General features: G+C 58.1%; 17 protein-coding genes. 14 read left to right on the top strand and 3 right to left on the bottom strand.

Features of this window, described 5'->3' with window-relative positions:
* Positions 1-11: 11 nt before the first annotated feature.
* The 6 genes from ACYZT8_RS21630 to ACYZT8_RS21605 all read left to right on the top strand — a co-directional run bounded on the left by ACYZT8_RS21630 (position 12) and on the right by ACYZT8_RS21605 (position 4,670).
* A complete protein-coding gene (locus tag ACYZT8_RS21630) occupies positions 12-368 on the top strand; it encodes a PilZ domain-containing protein (RefSeq protein WP_461975796.1) in 357 nt (118 codons plus the stop codon).
* A 14-nt stretch (positions 369-382) separates the two neighbouring features.
* Positions 383-1,168 (top strand): TatD family hydrolase, encoded by a 786-nt coding sequence (locus tag ACYZT8_RS21625; protein ID WP_461975794.1) that lies wholly within the window; start codon positions 383-385, stop codon positions 1,166-1,168.
* A gap of 343 nt (positions 1,169-1,511) precedes the next feature.
* The gene (locus ACYZT8_RS21620; RefSeq protein ID WP_008152317.1) at positions 1,512-2,150 is read left to right on the top strand and encodes a TetR/AcrR family transcriptional regulator; all 639 of its coding nucleotides are present in this window, start codon (positions 1,512-1,514) and stop codon (positions 2,148-2,150) included.
* A 138-nt stretch (positions 2,151-2,288) separates the two neighbouring features.
* The gene (locus tag ACYZT8_RS21615) at positions 2,289-3,257 is read left to right on the top strand and encodes a GTP 3',8-cyclase MoaA (protein ID WP_403108147.1); all 969 of its coding nucleotides are present in this window, start codon (positions 2,289-2,291) and stop codon (positions 3,255-3,257) included.
* A 231-nt stretch (positions 3,258-3,488) separates the two neighbouring features.
* The gene (locus tag ACYZT8_RS21610; protein WP_438657882.1) at positions 3,489-4,094 is read left to right on the top strand and encodes a DUF4823 domain-containing protein; all 606 of its coding nucleotides are present in this window, start codon (positions 3,489-3,491) and stop codon (positions 4,092-4,094) included.
* A gap of 15 nt (positions 4,095-4,109) precedes the next feature.
* Positions 4,110-4,670: a DUF1285 domain-containing protein gene (locus ACYZT8_RS21605; RefSeq protein ID WP_461975792.1), complete on the top strand. Its 561-nt coding sequence runs from the start codon at positions 4,110-4,112 to the stop codon at positions 4,668-4,670.
* 60 nt (positions 4,671-4,730) lie between these two features.
* Here the strand turns inward: ACYZT8_RS21605 and ACYZT8_RS21600 are convergent, their stop codons facing one another.
* Positions 4,731-5,603, bottom strand: a complete 873-nt coding sequence (locus ACYZT8_RS21600; protein ID WP_461975790.1) for an esterase/lipase family protein — start codon at positions 5,601-5,603, stop codon at positions 4,731-4,733.
* 207 nt (positions 5,604-5,810) lie between these two features.
* On the opposite strand from ACYZT8_RS21600, the gene ACYZT8_RS21595 reads away from it, so the two are divergent.
* The 6 genes from ACYZT8_RS21595 (at position 5,811) to araH (ending at position 12,247) form a co-directional block, all read left to right on the top strand.
* Entirely contained in the window at positions 5,811-6,527 is a 717-nt protein-coding gene (locus ACYZT8_RS21595; protein ID WP_461975788.1) for a FadR/GntR family transcriptional regulator, read from the top strand.
* Between the two features lie 120 nt (positions 6,528-6,647).
* Positions 6,648-7,523 carry an SMP-30/gluconolactonase/LRE family protein gene (locus ACYZT8_RS21590; RefSeq protein WP_461975786.1) on the top strand — a complete coding sequence of 292 codons (876 nt, stop codon included), beginning with the start codon at positions 6,648-6,650 and terminating at the stop codon, positions 7,521-7,523.
* A gap of 196 nt (positions 7,524-7,719) precedes the next feature.
* On the top strand, positions 7,720-8,538 hold the full coding sequence (locus ACYZT8_RS21585; protein WP_461975784.1) for an SDR family oxidoreductase: 819 nt from the start codon (positions 7,720-7,722) through the stop codon (positions 8,536-8,538).
* Positions 8,539-8,653: 115 nt separating this feature from the next.
* A complete protein-coding gene (locus ACYZT8_RS21580) occupies positions 8,654-9,658 on the top strand; it encodes a substrate-binding domain-containing protein (RefSeq protein WP_461975782.1) in 1,005 nt (334 codons plus the stop codon).
* Between the two features lie 66 nt (positions 9,659-9,724).
* The gene (araG, locus tag ACYZT8_RS21575) at positions 9,725-11,269 is read left to right on the top strand and encodes an L-arabinose ABC transporter ATP-binding protein AraG (RefSeq protein WP_461975780.1); all 1,545 of its coding nucleotides are present in this window, start codon (positions 9,725-9,727) and stop codon (positions 11,267-11,269) included.
* A gap of 9 nt (positions 11,270-11,278) precedes the next feature.
* Positions 11,279-12,247, top strand: a complete 969-nt coding sequence (gene araH / locus ACYZT8_RS21570; protein ID WP_461975778.1) for an L-arabinose ABC transporter permease AraH — start codon at positions 11,279-11,281, stop codon at positions 12,245-12,247.
* A gap of 76 nt (positions 12,248-12,323) precedes the next feature.
* Here araH and ACYZT8_RS21565 read toward each other — a convergent pair whose 3' ends face one another.
* Both ACYZT8_RS21565 and ACYZT8_RS21560 read right to left on the bottom strand, forming a co-directional pair.
* Positions 12,324-13,160 (bottom strand): IS3 family transposase, encoded by an 837-nt coding sequence (locus ACYZT8_RS21565; RefSeq protein WP_461973779.1) that lies wholly within the window; start codon positions 13,158-13,160, stop codon positions 12,324-12,326.
* The gene (locus ACYZT8_RS21560) at positions 13,157-13,462 is read right to left on the bottom strand and encodes a transposase (protein WP_461973777.1); all 306 of its coding nucleotides are present in this window, start codon (positions 13,460-13,462) and stop codon (positions 13,157-13,159) included. Before ACYZT8_RS21560 ends, ACYZT8_RS21565 begins: the two co-directional genes overlap by 4 nt.
* A gap of 250 nt (positions 13,463-13,712) precedes the next feature.
* Here ACYZT8_RS21560 and ACYZT8_RS21555 point away from each other — a divergent pair, with 250 nt between their 5' ends.
* Both ACYZT8_RS21555 and ACYZT8_RS21550 read left to right on the top strand, forming a co-directional pair.
* The gene (locus ACYZT8_RS21555; protein WP_131062709.1) at positions 13,713-14,426 is read left to right on the top strand and encodes a GntR family transcriptional regulator; all 714 of its coding nucleotides are present in this window, start codon (positions 13,713-13,715) and stop codon (positions 14,424-14,426) included.
* Positions 14,423-15,421 carry an ADP-ribosylglycohydrolase family protein gene (locus ACYZT8_RS21550; protein WP_461975776.1) on the top strand — a complete coding sequence of 333 codons (999 nt, stop codon included), beginning with the start codon at positions 14,423-14,425 and terminating at the stop codon, positions 15,419-15,421. The genes ACYZT8_RS21555 and ACYZT8_RS21550 overlap by 4 nt, the downstream gene beginning before the upstream one ends.
* Positions 15,422-15,474: the final 53 nt, after the last annotated feature.

Here is a 15,474-nt window from a genome sequence, read left to right as displayed (position 1 = left end):
TGGAGGTCAGCATGAACGAAGCCGTCAATCCGGGGCCACGCAACGGTATTTTGTCCCTGACCATCAAGGACAACTCCGTGCTTTACGCGGCCTACATGCCATTCATCAAGAACGGAGGCCTGTTTATCCCGACCAACAAAAGCTACAAGTTGGGCGATGAGGTATTCATGCTGCTGAACCTGATGGATGATGCCGAGAAGATCCCGGTCGCCGGCAAGGTTGCCTGGATTACCCCAAAAGGCGCTCAGGGCAACCGGGCAGCCGGTGTCGGCGTACAATTCAACGACGGCGACAACACCGCGCGCAGTCGAATCGAAACCCATCTGGCCGGAGCCATGAAGTCCGACCGTCCCACTCATACGATGTAAGTTGCAGCCCTTTTATGCTCGTAGATTCCCATTGCCACCTTGATCGTCTTGACCTCGCCGCCCACGCCGGCTCACTGGATGCCGCCCTCGATGCGGCTCGTGAGCGCGGGGTAGGGCACTTTCTGTGTATCGGCGTCAGCGTCGAAAATGCCGCAGACGTCAAAGCCCTGGCCGAGCGTTATGACGATGTCGACTGTTCGGTGGGTGTGCATCCGCTGGATGTACAGCCGGGTGCCGCGCCAGCGCTGGATTGGCTGTTGCGTGAACTCAATCACCCGCGAGTGGTAGCGATCGGTGAAACCGGTCTGGATTATCACTACGAGCCGGAAGCTGCCGAGTTGCAGCAGGAATCGTTTCGCTTGCACCTGCAAGCCGCTCAGCAAACCGGCAAACCGGTGATCATCCACACCCGTGGCGCCCGCGAGGATACGTTGAGTTTGCTGCGCGAGGCCGCGTTGCCTCAGGCAGGCGTGTTGCATTGCTTCACTGAAGACTGGGACATGGCCAAGGCTGCGCTGGATATGGGTTATTACATTTCCCTGTCCGGCATTGTCACTTTTCGCAATGCCGATGCGTTGCGTGATGTCGCCAGCAAAGTGCCGGCTGATCGATTACTGGTGGAAACCGACTCGCCGTATCTCGCGCCGATCCCTTATCGCGGCAAACCAAACCTGCCGCAGTACGTACGCGAGGTTGCGGAATTTCTGGCAATGTTGCGTGGTGAGTCCTATGAGCGATTTGCCGAGCAGACCACTGAAAACTTCAAGCGGCTGTTCCCGCTGGCGCATGTGAAAGGCTAAATCGCAGGCAAAAAAAACCCGGGTTCTGGGGGGTGAATCCGGGTTAAGACCATTAGGAGTAAAACAAAGGCACGCGGTCCGTTGGTACCTATATCGACGCGACACTTGGGGGAGATGCCCCGCCGACAGTTCAAGTATTGATCAGTATTGCGCCGAGTCCAGTTTACCGACCCAGGTTTTTAAACAATTTTGGAATACGCCCGCTTCGGAAGTGTTCTCATCAACGGGCGACCCTGTGTGAAATGGTCAAGAAACACAGATATGGTCGGATGATCCGTGCATTTTTGCGTAAGTTAGGCATAATACGCGGCTTCGAATTTTGACCCCCAACAGACCTTTTCTTATGCATAAAGAACCTCGTAAGGTCCGTGAGTTTCGTCGCCGCGAGCAAGAAATTCTCGATACCGCGCTCAAGCTGTTCCTCGACCAAGGTGAAGACAGTGTCACCGTCGAGATGATTGCTGATGCCGTCGGTATCGGCAAAGGCACGATCTACAAGCATTTCAAATCCAAGGCGGAGATCTATCTGCGCCTGATGCTCGATTACGAGCGTGATCTGAACGAGCTGTTGCATTCGGCAGATGTCGACAAGGACAAGGAAGCCCTGTCCCGGGCCTACTTCGAATTCCGCATGCGCGATCCGCAACGCTATCGGTTGTTCGATCGTCTGGAAGAGAAGGTCGTCAAGGGCAACCAGGTCCCGGAGATGGTCGAGGAGTTGCACAAGATCCGCGCCTCGAACTTCGAACGCCTGACCTTGCTGATCAAAGGCCGGATCAGCGAAGGCAAGCTCGAAGACGTGCCGCCTTACTTCCATTACTGCGCGTCCTGGGCGCTGGTGCACGGCGCTGTGGCGCTGTATCACTCGCCGTTCTGGAGCAATGTGCTGGAAGATCAGGAAGGTTTCTTCCAGTTCCTGATGGATATCGGCGTGCGCATGGGCAACAAGCGTAAACGCGATACCGACACGCCAAGCAGCTGAACCATTCAGTTGCCTTATCGCGCCATGATTTCGCTATATGGCGCAGTACCTCAGGAATATACTCAGGCATAGGACTTGCTAAAACTTGATTTTTGAGTCAAGTTTTGCGCGTTCGAATTCCTTTTGCCGGAGTGATCCATGATCGTTGACCGTCAAGGCAGGCGTTTCCGCAATTTGCGGATCAGCCTCACCTCAGCCTGCAATTACGCGTGTACTTACTGCGTGCCTAACGGCAAGCGGCTGGTGGCTGCGCAGGATGAATTGTCGGCCGAGGCCATGGCACGCGGCGTGGCGTATCTGATCGAAGCGGCGGGCATTGAGCGTTTGCGCATCACCGGTGGCGAGCCGCTGGTCAGCCCTAAACTCGAAGCTTTCATGACCGCCGTCGGCAAGATGGGCCTGGAAGACATCAGCCTGACCACCAATGGTCAGCTGCTGGCAAAGAAACTGCCATTGCTGGTGGACGCCGGCATCCGTCGCATCAACGTTTCCCTCGATACCCTGGATGCCAGCGCGTTCCGTAGCATTGCCCGCGGCGGTGATCTGGCGACCGTTCTTGACGGGATGGATCAAGCCAAAGCGGCCGGCCTGAAGATCAAGGTCAACATGGTGCCCCTGCGCGGGCAAAACCTCGATCAGGTGATGCCGCTGCTCGATTACTGCCTGGAGCGTGGCTATGAGTTGCGCTTCATCGAGCTGATGCGCATGGGACACCTGGCCAGCGACAACAACGCCTTCCTGCAGCAGTTCGTCAGCCTTCAGCAGTTGTTGAGCCTGATCGGCGAGCGCTACGAATACCTGCAAGCCGATGCGCCTGTAGACGCGACTGCCGTGCGCTACGAAATACCGGGGTTAGGGCACTTTGGCGTGATTGCCAATGAAAGCGTTCCCTTCTGCCGGACCTGCTCGCGCCTGCGATTGTCATCCACCGGTTGGCTGCATGGCTGTTTGTCGTCGAGCAATCGCCACTATGTCGGCGATCTGTTGGACAAGCCACGCCATCAGGCATTGCCGGCGTTGCAGCGCCTTCTGGTGAAAGCGTTGGGGGACAAGCAGGAAGTGGCGTTTTCGGGTGGTGCGACGGTCATGAAAATCATCGGGGGCTGAACCGGCCTGTGGCGAGGGAGCTTGCTCCCGCTGGGGCGCGAAGCGGCCCCAAATTATCAAAGTCACCGCATTCCTCAGTATTTACGACTGCTACGCAGCCGCGGACGGGAGCAAGCTCCCTCGCCACAAGTCGGCATAATCCATCTGAAATGTCTGGGAGGCCGAGCTGGCGCGGAAGCTGCATCCCATGGCCATTCGCCGGTTTTCCGTCACCGGCCTCTGGAGGGTAGGATGCGTAGCCTGGTTTTGCTGCTGGCCGTTTTGGCGCTTGGTGGCTGCATGAATGTCAGCGATATGGCTGAAGGAACTCGCTACCACATGAGCGATGCAGGGCTGCTGGATCACAGCGATAGCCGTCGGGTGAATAACCTGCGCATCCAGCCGGACTCGTTCATCTACATCGCCCAAGGTGCCTTCGCACCGCCGGGCAGTGCCTATCCGCGACCGAACGTGGTCGCTGAAGAAGCCTTCAATGGCTTCATCGAATACTTTCCGATGGTTCGCCGCGCGCGCACTCCCGAAGGCCTCGACCAGGCCATGGGTGAAGCTCGCGCCGCCGGCGCCCATTACCTGCTTTACACGCGGTTTGCCAAGGCTGATGACCGTATTGGTAACTCGGACGAATGGCTCGATCAGGAATACGTGGATCGCCTCGGCATCGACAGCGGCGTGATTCAGATCATGTTGATCGAGACCAGCACCCAGTATTTGATTGATACTGCACGTATCAAGAGTCGTGGCGGTTTACTGACGTTCCACGACAACAAGCCACAAGACCTGATTGGCCCGCCGCTGGAGCAGTACGCGCGCAGCCTGATCGGGCTCAGCGACCAGTAATTCAAGGAGAACGCCATGAGTGGCCCGCAAAAAGCCAACGACTTGTTGGGGCAAATCCCCAAAACCAAAGGCTTGCCGCCGGTCCACCTGTGGAACCCTGACTTCTGTGGCGACATCGACATGCGCATCGCCCGCGACGGCACCTGGTTCTACTTGGGTACGCCGATCGGACGCAAACCGATGGTCAAGCTGTTCTCCACCATCATTCGTCGCGATGGCGATGATTACTTCCTGATCACCCCGGTCGAGAAGGTTGGCATCAAGGTCGATGACGCGCCGTTTGTGGCGATTGCCGTGGACGTGGAGGGCGAGGGTGAATCCCAGCTGCTGCGCTTCACTACCAACGTCGACGAGACCACGGAAGCCGGCACTGAACACCCGATCCGTGTGGTGATTGATCCGGTCACCCAGGAACCTGCGCCGTATGTGCATGTGCGCACCAACCTCGAAGCCCTGATCCATCGCAACGTGTTCTACCAACTGGTGGAACTGGCTGTGACCCGTGAAATTGACGGGCAACGCTGGCTTGGCGTGTGGAGCGGCGGTGAGTTCTTTCCGATCGGTCTTGAGCCGTGAAACCGCTGAGTTGCTCTGTTCTGGAAAGCGGCCCGTTATAAGCGGGCCGTTTTATTGAGGTTACAAACCTTTGCTCTTGAGCAGAGCCGCATGATCAAGGTACAGCCTGACCGGGCTCACATTCCAGCTGGTAATCCCGGCCATCTGATTGACTGCGTCAAAGTGGTCCATCGGGTAATCCGAGCGAATCACTTTCCCCAAATGCGAACTGTATTGACCGACCAGCCCGTCGTTGGCGTTTTTCTCTTTATAAAATAACTTCGACAGCACGATACAGTTCAAGTGGGACGGATCGAGAGGTTGCAGGCTTTGGGAGTTTTGTACGATCCCGCTCCATGAGTAGTAGTACACGCCATTTTCAATTTCATTGCCTTCCCCGCCCCATTGTTTCGGTATCCCTTGCGGGTATTTGCGATTGAAGGCGGCCAATCCCGCGCTGGTCAGGGATTCGAACGCTGCTTGAGCGTCCTGAGGGTTTTCCGGATGGCCGCTGATCAACGAAATGAAAGTGCCGACTGCCTTGAACAGGGCAAGAACGAGCGCTTCGGGCAATTCGCCAGGCGTCAGCGCCTTATGCAATTGGTCGGCAATCTCGGAGCCATGATTGGGGCAGCTGACAGAAGTGACTGAAGCGACCTTTTCCGGGTGTAGCGCCGCGACGTAGCGTGCGGCCAGTGGACCTTGGCTGTGGCCGATCAGATTGACTTTGGCGGCTCCCGTTTTCTGCAAAATGCGGTTGACGTGTTCGAGCAGTTTTTCACCGCGCTCCTCGTTACCGTTGACGGCTGGAATGTTAACGGCAAACACCTTGGCGCCCGCGTGTTCCAACGCTTCCTTGATTTCGAAAAAGTAGGGGTAACCGGCGATCTTGTCGAAACCGAAAAGACCGTGGACCAAAACAATCGGGTATTGCGTAGACGCATCCATGTTCATGCTTATACCTGTCGATAGCGGACTCAAGTGGAACAGATGCTATTGACTGCTTGATCTGTCGCGGCTAACCGTAGGTCACAAAGTGAGATCCTTCAAATCGCTTGCCTGGATGCGGTCAGGCAAAAAATCAAATTGACACCCAATCGTATGATGATTAGCTTGAACACCTTGCGAACGACTCTGTGCCGTTCCTGCATCGAGGTGCCCATGTCCAGCAGTTTTCATGCGTCGACCGTCGATTGGCTGGGTTGCTGGATAGCCGCAGGCCAGGTCAGGCCCGGTGAAACCATCAAGGTCGAAGCCGACCTGGGTGAGCAACTCGGTGTCAGTCGCACGGTTATCCGCGAAGCCATCAAAACCCTGGTCGCCAAAGGCATGCTCGAAGTCGGGCCAAAGGTCGGCACGCGGGTGTTGCCGGTGCGACGCTGGAATCTCTTCGACCCGCAAGTCGTGGGGTGGCTGTCGCGCAGTGGCTTGCCGGAAAACTTCGTCGACGACTTGCTCGACCTGCGCCGCACCATCGAACCGATGGCAGTGCGCTGGGCGTGCGAGCGCGCTACGGTCGAACAGGTTCAGGCAATATTGCAGGCCTACAACGCGTTGGAACGGGCGGTGGACAGCGGCATCGATTACAACCACGCCGACCAGATTTTCCATGAGTGCATTCTCGCCGCCAGTCACAATCAGTTCATCGAACAAATGGTCCCGGCCCTCGGTGCGCTGCTGGCGGTATCTTTCGAAGTATCCGCCGCCGACCCGGACGAACTGCGTCGCACGCTGCCGATTCACAAAGACATGGCCGATGCCATCGCCGCCCGGGATGCCGCGCGGGGTGTCTGGGCCTGCATGACCCTGATCGATAACGCGGACCTGGCGATCAAACGTTTCTACCCCAAAGTCATGGCCGACAAAAAAGCCAGCTGACAACAGACAACCCTGTGGGAGCGAGCTTGCTCGCGATGAGGTCAGGACATTCAACATTGATGTCGTCTGACACACCGATTTCTCGAGCAGGCCCACATAAAAACAACAGCAGGAGGTTTCATGACGTGGAATGCGGTTACCGGACACCGTGCGCAACTCGGTGAAGGCCCGTTCTGGGATGTGCCGACCCAGGCGCTGTACTGGGTGGACATCGCCGGCAAGCAAGCCCTGCGTTTGATCGGTGCCAACGTGCAGATCTGGGAAATGCCGGAACACGTGTCCGCGTTCATCCCCTGCGAAAGCGGCGATGCGCTGGTGACGTTAAGCAGCGGCGTCTATCGGCTGGACCTGGATTCACCAGGGCTTGAACCTAGATTGACCTTGCTCTGCGTCGCCGACCCGCAACCCGGCAATCGCGCCAACGAAGCCCGCTGCGATGCGCAGGGCCGGTTGTGGCTCGGCACCATGCAAAACAACATCGGCGAAAACGGTGAAGACCTGCCCATCGTGCGTCGCTCTGGTGGCCTGTTTCGCATCGACCGCGATGCCCGGGTCACGCCGCTGCTTCGCGGGCTGGGCATTCCCAACACATTGTTGTGGAGCGAGGACGAGACCACGCTGTTCTTCGCCGACAGCATGGACAAAACGTTGTACCGCTATTTCGTCCACACCGACGGTAACCTGGACACGGCGTACGTCTGGTTCGGTCCCCATGAGCGAGGCGGCCCGGACGGCTCGGCGATGGATGCCGAGGGTTTCATCTGGAATGCTCGCTGGGACGGCAGCTGCCTGATCAGGCTGACGCCGGACGGCTATGTCGACCGGGTGATCGAGCTGCCGGTCAGTCGTCCCACCAGTTGCGTGTTTGGCGGCGAAGATTTGAAAACCCTGTACATCACCAGCGCGGCGAGCCCGCTCAACCATCCGCTGGACGGTGCGCTGCTGTCGATTCGAGTCGATGTGCCAGGAAAAGCCTGCACTCGCTTTGCTGGATGAATCCCAAAATATGGGATGTAAAATTATATATTGAGATTATTTGGTGGTCGGGTTTATAGTCGGCCATCAGTTACACGCACTCACACTTAAAAAAACAAAACAGGTGAAGTGATGCAGCGATTTTCCAAAGAGACTTTTGACCGGCCATCGACAGATGCCCGGTTTTTGTCGTGCCTGGAAAAGGGAGCCCTGATTCATGGCTGAACGTCTCTCCCTGCCGCCAATGATCGAACCGCCGAAGGGTAAGCGCCTGAAAGACAAGGTCGTGCTGGTCACCGGCGCCGCTCAGGGCATCGGCGAGGCGATCGTCGCGGCCTTCGTCAATCAACAGGCCAAAATAATCATCAGCGACATCCAGGGCGACAAAGTTGAAAAAGTCGCGGCTAGGTGGCGTGATCAAGGCTGCAACGTTCATGCGATCACGGCTGACGTGTCTCGTCAGCAGGATCTGCACGCGATGGCTGAACTGGCCCTCGAGCGACATGGCCGGATCGACGTGCTGGTCAACTGCGCCGGGGTCAACGTGTTCCGCGATCCACTGGAAATGACCGAAGAAGACTGGCATCGCTGCTTCGCGATCGACCTCGACGGCGCCTGGTATGGCTGCAAGGCTGTGCTGCCGCAGATGATCGAGCAGGGCATCGGCAGCATCATCAATATCGCCTCGACCCATTCCACGCACATCATCCCGGGTTGCTTCCCGTACCCGGTGGCCAAACACGGCTTGCTCGGGCTGACCCGCGCACTGGGCATCGAATACGCGCCGAAGGGCATTCGCGTGAATGCGATCGCGCCGGGCTACATCGAAACCCAATTGAACGTCGATTACTGGAACGGTTTTGCCGACCCCCACGCCGAACGTCAGCGGGCCTTCGACCTGCATCCGCCGCGCCGTATCGGGCAGCCGATGGAAGTGGCAATGACTGCCGTATTTCTGGCCAGCGATGAAGCGCCGTTTATCAATGCCTCGTGCATCACCATCGATGGTGGTCGCTCGGTCATGTATCACGACTGAATAAAACCGGATTCAGACGCGTAACTCTGTCTGAAATCCAATCATCATACGATATGACTATTTGCGGTACCGGCTTTCAAAATAACGCTCAAAAAAAATAACAAGGAGTCAGCTTATGAATCGTCGTCGTGGGATCCGTTCCCTGTGCTGTGCCGCTTTGGCGGTTACTGCGGTCAGCCTGAGCAGCACGCTGCTGGCGGCTGAGGAAGTGAAAATCGGCTTCCTGGTCAAGCAGGCGGAAGAGCCCTGGTTCCAGACCGAATGGGCATTCGCCGAAAAGGCCGGGAAAGAGAAGGGCTTCACCGTGATCAAGATCGCCGTGCCGGACGGTGAGAAAACCCTCTCGGCCATCGACAGTCTCGCGGCCAACGGCGCCAAGGGCTTTGTGATCTGCCCGCCGGACGTCGGCCTCGGCCCGGCCATCGTGGCCAAGGCCAAGGCCAACGGTTTGAAAGTGATAGCGGTCGATGACCGTTTCGTCGATGCCAGCGGCAAGTTTATGGAAGACGTTCCGTACCTCGGCATGGCCGCGTTTGAGGTCGGCCAGAAACAAGGCAATGCCATGGCCACCGAAGCGAAGAAGCGCGGTTGGGACTGGAAAGAAACCTACGCGGTCATCAACACGTTCAACGAACTCGACACTGGCAAGAAACGCACCGACGGTTCAGCCAAGGCGCTGGAAGATGCAGGTTTTCCTAAAGATCACATCCTCTTCACCGCGCAGAAAACCCTCGACGTACCCGGCAGCATGGACGCCACCAACTCGGCGCTGGTGAAACTGCCCGGAGGGGCGAAAAACCTGATCATCGGCGGCATGAACGACAACACCGTATTGGGTGGCGTGCGCGCCACCGAAAGTGCCGGTTTTGCTGCGGCCAACGTGATCGGCATCGGCATCAACGGCACCGACGCCATCGGCGAGCTGAAGAAAGCCAACAGCGGTTTCTTCGGTTCGATGCTGCCAAGCCCGCACATCGAGGGCTACAACACCGCCAGCATGATGTTCGAGTGGGTCACCACCGGCAAAGAGCCACCGAAATACACCGCGATGGACGACGTGACACTGATCACTCGCGAGAACTTCAAGCAGGAACTGGAAAAGATCGGCCTGTGGAACTGAGGGCTGGTTGATTTCATCGGCGGCCCTGGCGACAGGGCTGCCTGATCTGTGTGATGAGGTGGTTTTATGCACGCGCAATTACAGACACATGAGCACAGCGTCAGCGGCAGCTTGCGCTTCAACGGGATTGGCAAAACCTTTCCCGGGGTGAAGGCGCTGGACAGCATCAGCTTCGTCGCTCATCCGGGGCAGGTTCATGCCTTGATGGGCGAGAACGGCGCCGGCAAATCGACCCTGCTGAAAATCCTCGGCGGTGCCTACACGCCGAGCAGCGGCGACCTGCAAATCGGCGAACAGACGATGGTCTTCAAGTCCACCGCCGACAGCATCGCCAGCCGGGTGGCGGTGATCCATCAGGAGCTGCACCTGGTTCCGGAAATGACCGTGGCGGAGAACTTGTTCCTCGGTCATCTGCCGGCCTGTTTCGGCCTGATCAATCGTGGCGCGCTGCGACAACAAGCGTTGGCCTGCCTCAAAGGCCTGGCCGATGAAATCGATCCGCAAGAGAAAGTAGGGCGCCTGTCCCTCGGTCAGCGACAGCTCGTGGAGATTGCGAAGGCGTTGTCCCGTGGCGCGCATGTGATTGCCTTCGACGAACCCACCAGCAGCCTGTCGGCGCGGGAGATCGATCGTCTGATGGCGATCATCGGTCGCCTGCGCGACGAAGGCAAAGTGGTGCTTTATGTGTCCCATCGCATGGAGGAAGTGTTCCGCATCTGCAACGCGGTGACGGTGTTCAAGGACGGCCGCTACGTGCGCACGTTCGAGGACATGAACGAACTGACCCACGACCAGTTGGTGACGTGCATGGTCGGTCGCGACATTCAGGACATTTACGATTACCGCAATCGCCAGCGTGGCGCCGTGGCGCTCAAGGTTGACGGTTTGCTCGGGCCGGGCTTGCGTGAACCGGTGAGTTTCGAGGTGCACAAGGGCGAGATTCTCGGGCTGTTCGGCTTGGTCGGTGCCGGTCGTACCGAGCTGTTCCGGATGCTCAGTGGGTTGACGCGCAATACCGCCGGACGCCTGGAGCTTCGTGGTCATGAGGTGAAACTGCGTTCCCCCCGCGACGCCATCGCTGCCGGCATTCTGCTGTGCCCCGAAGACCGCAAGAAGGAAGGCATCATTCCGCTCGCCAGTGTCGCCGAGAACATCAACATCAGCGCGCGCGGCGCCCACTCCACTTTCGGTTGCCTGTTGCGCGGCCTGTGGGAGAAGGGCAACGCCGACAAGCAGATCAAGGCGCTGAAAGTGAAGACGCCTGACGCGGCGCAGAAAATCATGTACCTGTCCGGCGGCAATCAGCAGAAGGCCATTCTCGGCCGCTGGCTGTCGATGCCGATGAAAGTCCTGCTGCTGGACGAGCCCACTCGCGGCATCGATATCGGCGCCAAAGCCGAGATTTACCAGATCATCCACAACCTGGCCGCCAGCGGCATTGCGGTGATCGTGGTGTCCAGCGACCTGATGGAAGTGATGGGCATTTCCGACCGCATCCTGGTGCTCTGCGAAGGCGCGATGCGCGGCGAGTTGTCTCGCGCAGAGGCCAATGAATCCAACTTGCTGCAACTGGCTTTGCCGCGCCAACGCGCTGACGGCGTGGCGAACTGAGAGGTGACTATGACAATCCAAAACAACGCTCTGCCGACCCAGCGCAAACCTCTGGACCTGCGGCGCTTTCTCGATGACTGGGTAATGTTGCTGGCGGCCGTCGGGATCTTCGTGGCCTGCACGCTGTTGATCGACAACTTCCTGTCGCCGCTGAACATGCGCGGTCTGGGCCTGGCGATTTCGACGACCGGGATTGCGGCCTGCACCATGTTGTATTGCCTGGCGTCCGGGCATTTCGACTTGTCGGTGGGCTCGGTGATTGCCTGTTCCGGCGTGGTCGCGGCGGTCGTGATGCGCGACACCGACAGCGTGTTTCTCGGCGTCAGTGCCGCGTTGGTGATGGGGCTGATTGTCGGGCTGATCAACGGCATCGTGATCGCCAAGCTTCGAGTGAACGCGTTGATTACCACCCTGGCGACCATGCAGATTGTTCGTGGCCTGGCTTACATTTTCGCCAATGGCAAAGCGGTCGGCGTGTCGCAGGAGTCGTTCTTCGTCTTCGGTAACGGTCAGTTGTTTGGTGTGCCGGTGCCGATCCTGATCACCATCGTGTGCTTCCTGTTTTTTGGCTGGCTGCTGAATTACACCACCTACGGGCGCAACACCATGGCCATCGGCGGCAACCAGGAAGCGGCGTTGTTAGCCGGGGTAAACGTTGACCGGACCAAGATCCTTATCTTTGCCGTACACGGTGTGATCGGCGCATTGGCCGGGGTGATTCTGGCGTCGCGCATGACCTCCGGGCAGCCGATGATTGGCCAGGGTTTTGAGTTGACGGTGATTTCGGCTTGCGTGCTGGGCGGGGTGTCGCTGAGCGGCGGGATCGGCATGATTCGGCATGTGATTGCCGGGGTGTTGATTCTGGCGATTATCGAGAATGCGATGAACCTGAAGAATATCGACACCTTCTACCAGTACGTGATTCGCGGTTCGATCTTACTGTTGGCTGTCGTCATCGACCGCCTGAAACAACGCTGAGATTGCGCTGATCCTGTTGATGCCATCGCGGGCAAGCCTGAACTGGTCAAGTAAATCCGGACACCGGTTACGGTGCTTATGCCGCTTTTTGCTCCATAGCTAGTGGCGACAGGTAGTTGTTGTAGCTGTGGAGCCTGGTGCGGTTGTAGTACATGAAGAAACGCGTCATATCAGTTTCGGCTTCCTTGACCGTGCTGTAGCCGTTACGAGGGACCCATTCTGACTTTAGCGTGCCGAAAAAGCGTTCTGTCGGCGCATTGTCCCAGCACTGCCCGCGACGACTCATGCTTTGCAAAATGTCATGGCGTCTCAGCTCTTCTTGAAACTTGCGACTGGTGTACTGACAACCCTGATCCGAATGGAACATTACTCCTGACGGGCATTTACGAAGCTCTGTCGCCATCCGTAGCGCCTTGCTGACCAGGTTCGCGTCGTTGACCAGAGAGAATGCCCAACCGATGACCCGGCGTGCATACAAGTCGATCACGATGGCCAGATGAACCCAACGTTTACCCACCATCAGGCTTGTAACATCGCCACACCAGACCTGATTGACTGCGGTCGGTTTGAAATTGCGCTTGAGCAAATTGGGTGCGACGAATGCTTCAACCCCTTTGGATCTGAATAGGTGCGGCTGGCGTTGTTTACTGACAATGTTGGCCTCTCTCATCAATGCTCTAACAAGGCTTCTTCCGGCAGATATATCTAGTGCCTTCAGGTTTTTGCTGATCGCTCTGGAGCCCAGGGCTTCCCGACTTTCGCTGTGCAACTCGACCACTTTCTCTTTGAGTTCTTCGCGTCTGATCTTTGGCTTGGCGCGCCGCTGCATCCATTCATAAAAGCTGCTGCGCTTCACATCGAAAACGCGACACAGGGTGGCGGTCGGAAATGACTCTCTTAGCTCCGCGATCATCGAAAACGATCGGGGTCCGACATCAAGAGAGCGGTAGCCTTTTTTAAGATTTCGGCTTCCAGTTCCAGGCGTTTGATCTTGGCTTTCAATTCCTGAATCTGGCGCTGATCCTCAGTAATTGCCTTGGTGCCCTGAACGGGTTGCCCTTTGCGCTCCTTGCGAACCTGCTCGACCCACCGCCGCAGGGCGGTAGGTCCAATACCTAAAGACGCGCAGACATCTGGAACGGGGCAATTATCGTCAATTACCATGCTGGCTGCACGATGCTTGAATTCGCGGGAATAGACCTTTCTTTCGTTCATGGAACCTCCAAATTGGCGAAATCATATCGCCCTTAAGAGGTGTCCGGAATTATTAGGCCAGTTCAGCCACGCTCCCACAGGTTTTATGTCGTACCCGGATTATGCGAACGACAAAAAACCTGTGGGAGCGTGGCTTGCCCGCGATGGCGGTCTATCTGATTCACATCGCTATAGCCAATACCCACGCCTCCCGTCACCTCCCTGAAATATCCCTTGCTCGAAATACCCTGTTTCGGTTATCACGTTGTACATGATTAGACAGGTACGATTTGACAAGAAACAACGGGTGGTCGACGAACTCATCCGGCGCATCGAAAGCGGCCTCATGGAGGACGGCTTTCTGTTGCCGGGCGAGCATCAGTTGGCTCAAGAATTCAAAGTCAGCCGCGGCACGCTGCGTGAGGCCCTGGCCGAGTTGAAACGACGCAACTACATCGCGACCCAAAGCGGCGTGGGCTCCATCGTCACCTTCGACGGTGTGGTGCTCGATCAGCGCAGCGGCTGGGCGCAGGCGCTGGCCGACAGCGGGGCGCTGATCAATACCGAAGTGCTGCGACTGGAAGCGGTGACGCGTCCTGACCTGCTGCCGCGCTTCGGCACCGACCAGTTCATCACCCTCGACCGGCGCCGTCGTTCCACCGACGGCAAACTGGTTTCCCTCGAACGCTCATTGATGCCCGCCACCGGAGGCCTGGAAAGCCTGCCGCGTGTCGGTCTGATCGACAACTCCCTGACCATCACCCTGGCCGCCTACGGCTACATCGGCGAGCGCGGCGATCAATGGATCGGCGCAGAACCCTTGAGCGCCGAAGACGCCGAGTTGCTCGGGCGCCCGGTCGGCACAGTCTTCCTCAAAGCCTTGCGCACCACGTACGACCGCCAGAACCGCTTCATGGAACAGGTCGAAAGCTTGCTCGACCCGGTGCACTTTCGCCTGCACCTGCAATTTGGAGAATCAAAGTGACCGCGCTCAACCGTGCGTTGGGCGCGTTCTACGGACTGGCCCTGGGCGATGCGCTGGGCATGCCGACGCAATCCCTGAGCCGCGCCGACATCAAGACGCGCTTCGGTGCGATCACCGATCTGCAAGACGCCGGCCCCGATCAACCGATTGCCGCCAACATGCCCAAGGGCTCGATCACCGACGACACCGAACAGGCGATTCTGGTCGGTCAGTTGCTGGTGGACGGTGAAGGCCGGATCGATCCGGCCGTACTCGCTCAACGGCTGATCGAATGGGAAGCCGAAATGCAGGCCAAGGGCTCGCAGGATTTACTCGGGCCTTCGACCAAACGCGCGATTGAGATGATCCTCGCCGGCCAATCTCCAGAAGAGGCCGGTCGCTACGGCACCACCAATGGCGCGGCGATGCGCATCACTCCGGTGGGCATCGCCGCGGATGTCGCCAACCCTGAGCGGTTTATCAGCGCCGTGGTGCAAGCCTGCCAGGTCACCCACAACACCACGCTGGGGATTTCCAGCGCAGCGGCGGTGGCGGCGGTGGTCTCGGCCGGCATCAATGGCATGGACCTGGGCGAAGCCTTGAACCTCGGCCAGCAAATCGCCCAGCAAGCTGAAAGCCATGGTCACTGGGTGGCGGGCGGACGGATTGCCTCGCGCATCAGTTGGGCGCGGACCATCAGCGTCGACAGCGACAAAGCGTTGCTGGCGGATTTGATGTATGACGTGATCGGCACTTCGGTGGCGTCGCAGGAATCGGTGGTGGTGTCATTTGCCTTGGCACAACAAGTGGCCATCGGTGAAATGAATGCCTTCGAAGCGGTGTGCATGGCCGCGAGTCTGGGCGGTGACACCGACACCATCGCGGCGATACTCGGCGCGATGCTCGGGGCCTGCCTGGGGCTTGGGAGTTGGCCGGTGGACATGATCGAAAAAATCAAAACCGTTAACGATCTGGAGCTGGAGCCTTTGGTAAAAGGGCTTTTAGCTTTGCGTTGACTGGACCGGCCTCTTCGCGGGCAAGCCCGCTCCCACAGGTACGGCGTGTACCT

It is taken from the genome of Pseudomonas sp. LB3P93 (assembly GCF_054898025.1).
Note: the sequence above shows the minus strand (reverse complement) of the source record. Positions and strands in the feature narration are given on the sequence as shown.

What these genes read in the sequence shown, in the direction of transcription:
- ACYZT8_RS21600 (WP_461975790.1), bottom strand. Translation starts at nt 5,603, where the DNA reads ATGAACATGGATGCGTCTACGCAATACCCGATTGTTTTGGTCCACGGT.
- ACYZT8_RS21625 (WP_461975794.1), top strand. Translation starts at nt 383, where the DNA reads ATGCTCGTAGATTCCCATTGCCACCTTGATCGTCTTGACCTCGCCGCC.
- ACYZT8_RS21615 (WP_403108147.1), top strand. Translation starts at nt 2,289, where the DNA reads ATGATCGTTGACCGTCAAGGCAGGCGTTTCCGCAATTTGCGGATCAGC.
- ACYZT8_RS21585 (WP_461975784.1), top strand. Translation starts at nt 7,720, where the DNA reads ATGGCTGAACGTCTCTCCCTGCCGCCAATGATCGAACCGCCGAAGGGT.
- ACYZT8_RS21630 (WP_461975796.1), top strand. Translation starts at nt 12, where the DNA reads ATGAACGAAGCCGTCAATCCGGGGCCACGCAACGGTATTTTGTCCCTG.
- ACYZT8_RS21555 (WP_131062709.1), top strand. Translation starts at nt 13,713, where the DNA reads ATGATTAGACAGGTACGATTTGACAAGAAACAACGGGTGGTCGACGAA.
- ACYZT8_RS21580 (WP_461975782.1), top strand. Translation starts at nt 8,654, where the DNA reads ATGAATCGTCGTCGTGGGATCCGTTCCCTGTGCTGTGCCGCTTTGGCG.
- araH (WP_461975778.1), top strand. Translation starts at nt 11,279, where the DNA reads ATGACAATCCAAAACAACGCTCTGCCGACCCAGCGCAAACCTCTGGAC.
- ACYZT8_RS21595 (WP_461975788.1), top strand. Translation starts at nt 5,811, where the DNA reads ATGTCCAGCAGTTTTCATGCGTCGACCGTCGATTGGCTGGGTTGCTGG.
- ACYZT8_RS21560 (WP_461973777.1), bottom strand. Translation starts at nt 13,462, where the DNA reads ATGAACGAAAGAAAGGTCTATTCCCGCGAATTCAAGCATCGTGCAGCC.
- araG (WP_461975780.1), top strand. Translation starts at nt 9,725, where the DNA reads ATGCACGCGCAATTACAGACACATGAGCACAGCGTCAGCGGCAGCTTG.
- ACYZT8_RS21605 (WP_461975792.1), top strand. Translation starts at nt 4,110, where the DNA reads ATGAGTGGCCCGCAAAAAGCCAACGACTTGTTGGGGCAAATCCCCAAA.
- ACYZT8_RS21620 (WP_008152317.1), top strand. Translation starts at nt 1,512, where the DNA reads ATGCATAAAGAACCTCGTAAGGTCCGTGAGTTTCGTCGCCGCGAGCAA.
- ACYZT8_RS21590 (WP_461975786.1), top strand. Translation starts at nt 6,648, where the DNA reads ATGACGTGGAATGCGGTTACCGGACACCGTGCGCAACTCGGTGAAGGC.
- ACYZT8_RS21610 (WP_438657882.1), top strand. Translation starts at nt 3,489, where the DNA reads ATGCGTAGCCTGGTTTTGCTGCTGGCCGTTTTGGCGCTTGGTGGCTGC.
- ACYZT8_RS21565 (WP_461973779.1), bottom strand. Translation starts at nt 13,160, where the DNA reads ATGATCGCGGAGCTAAGAGAGTCATTTCCGACCGCCACCCTGTGTCGC.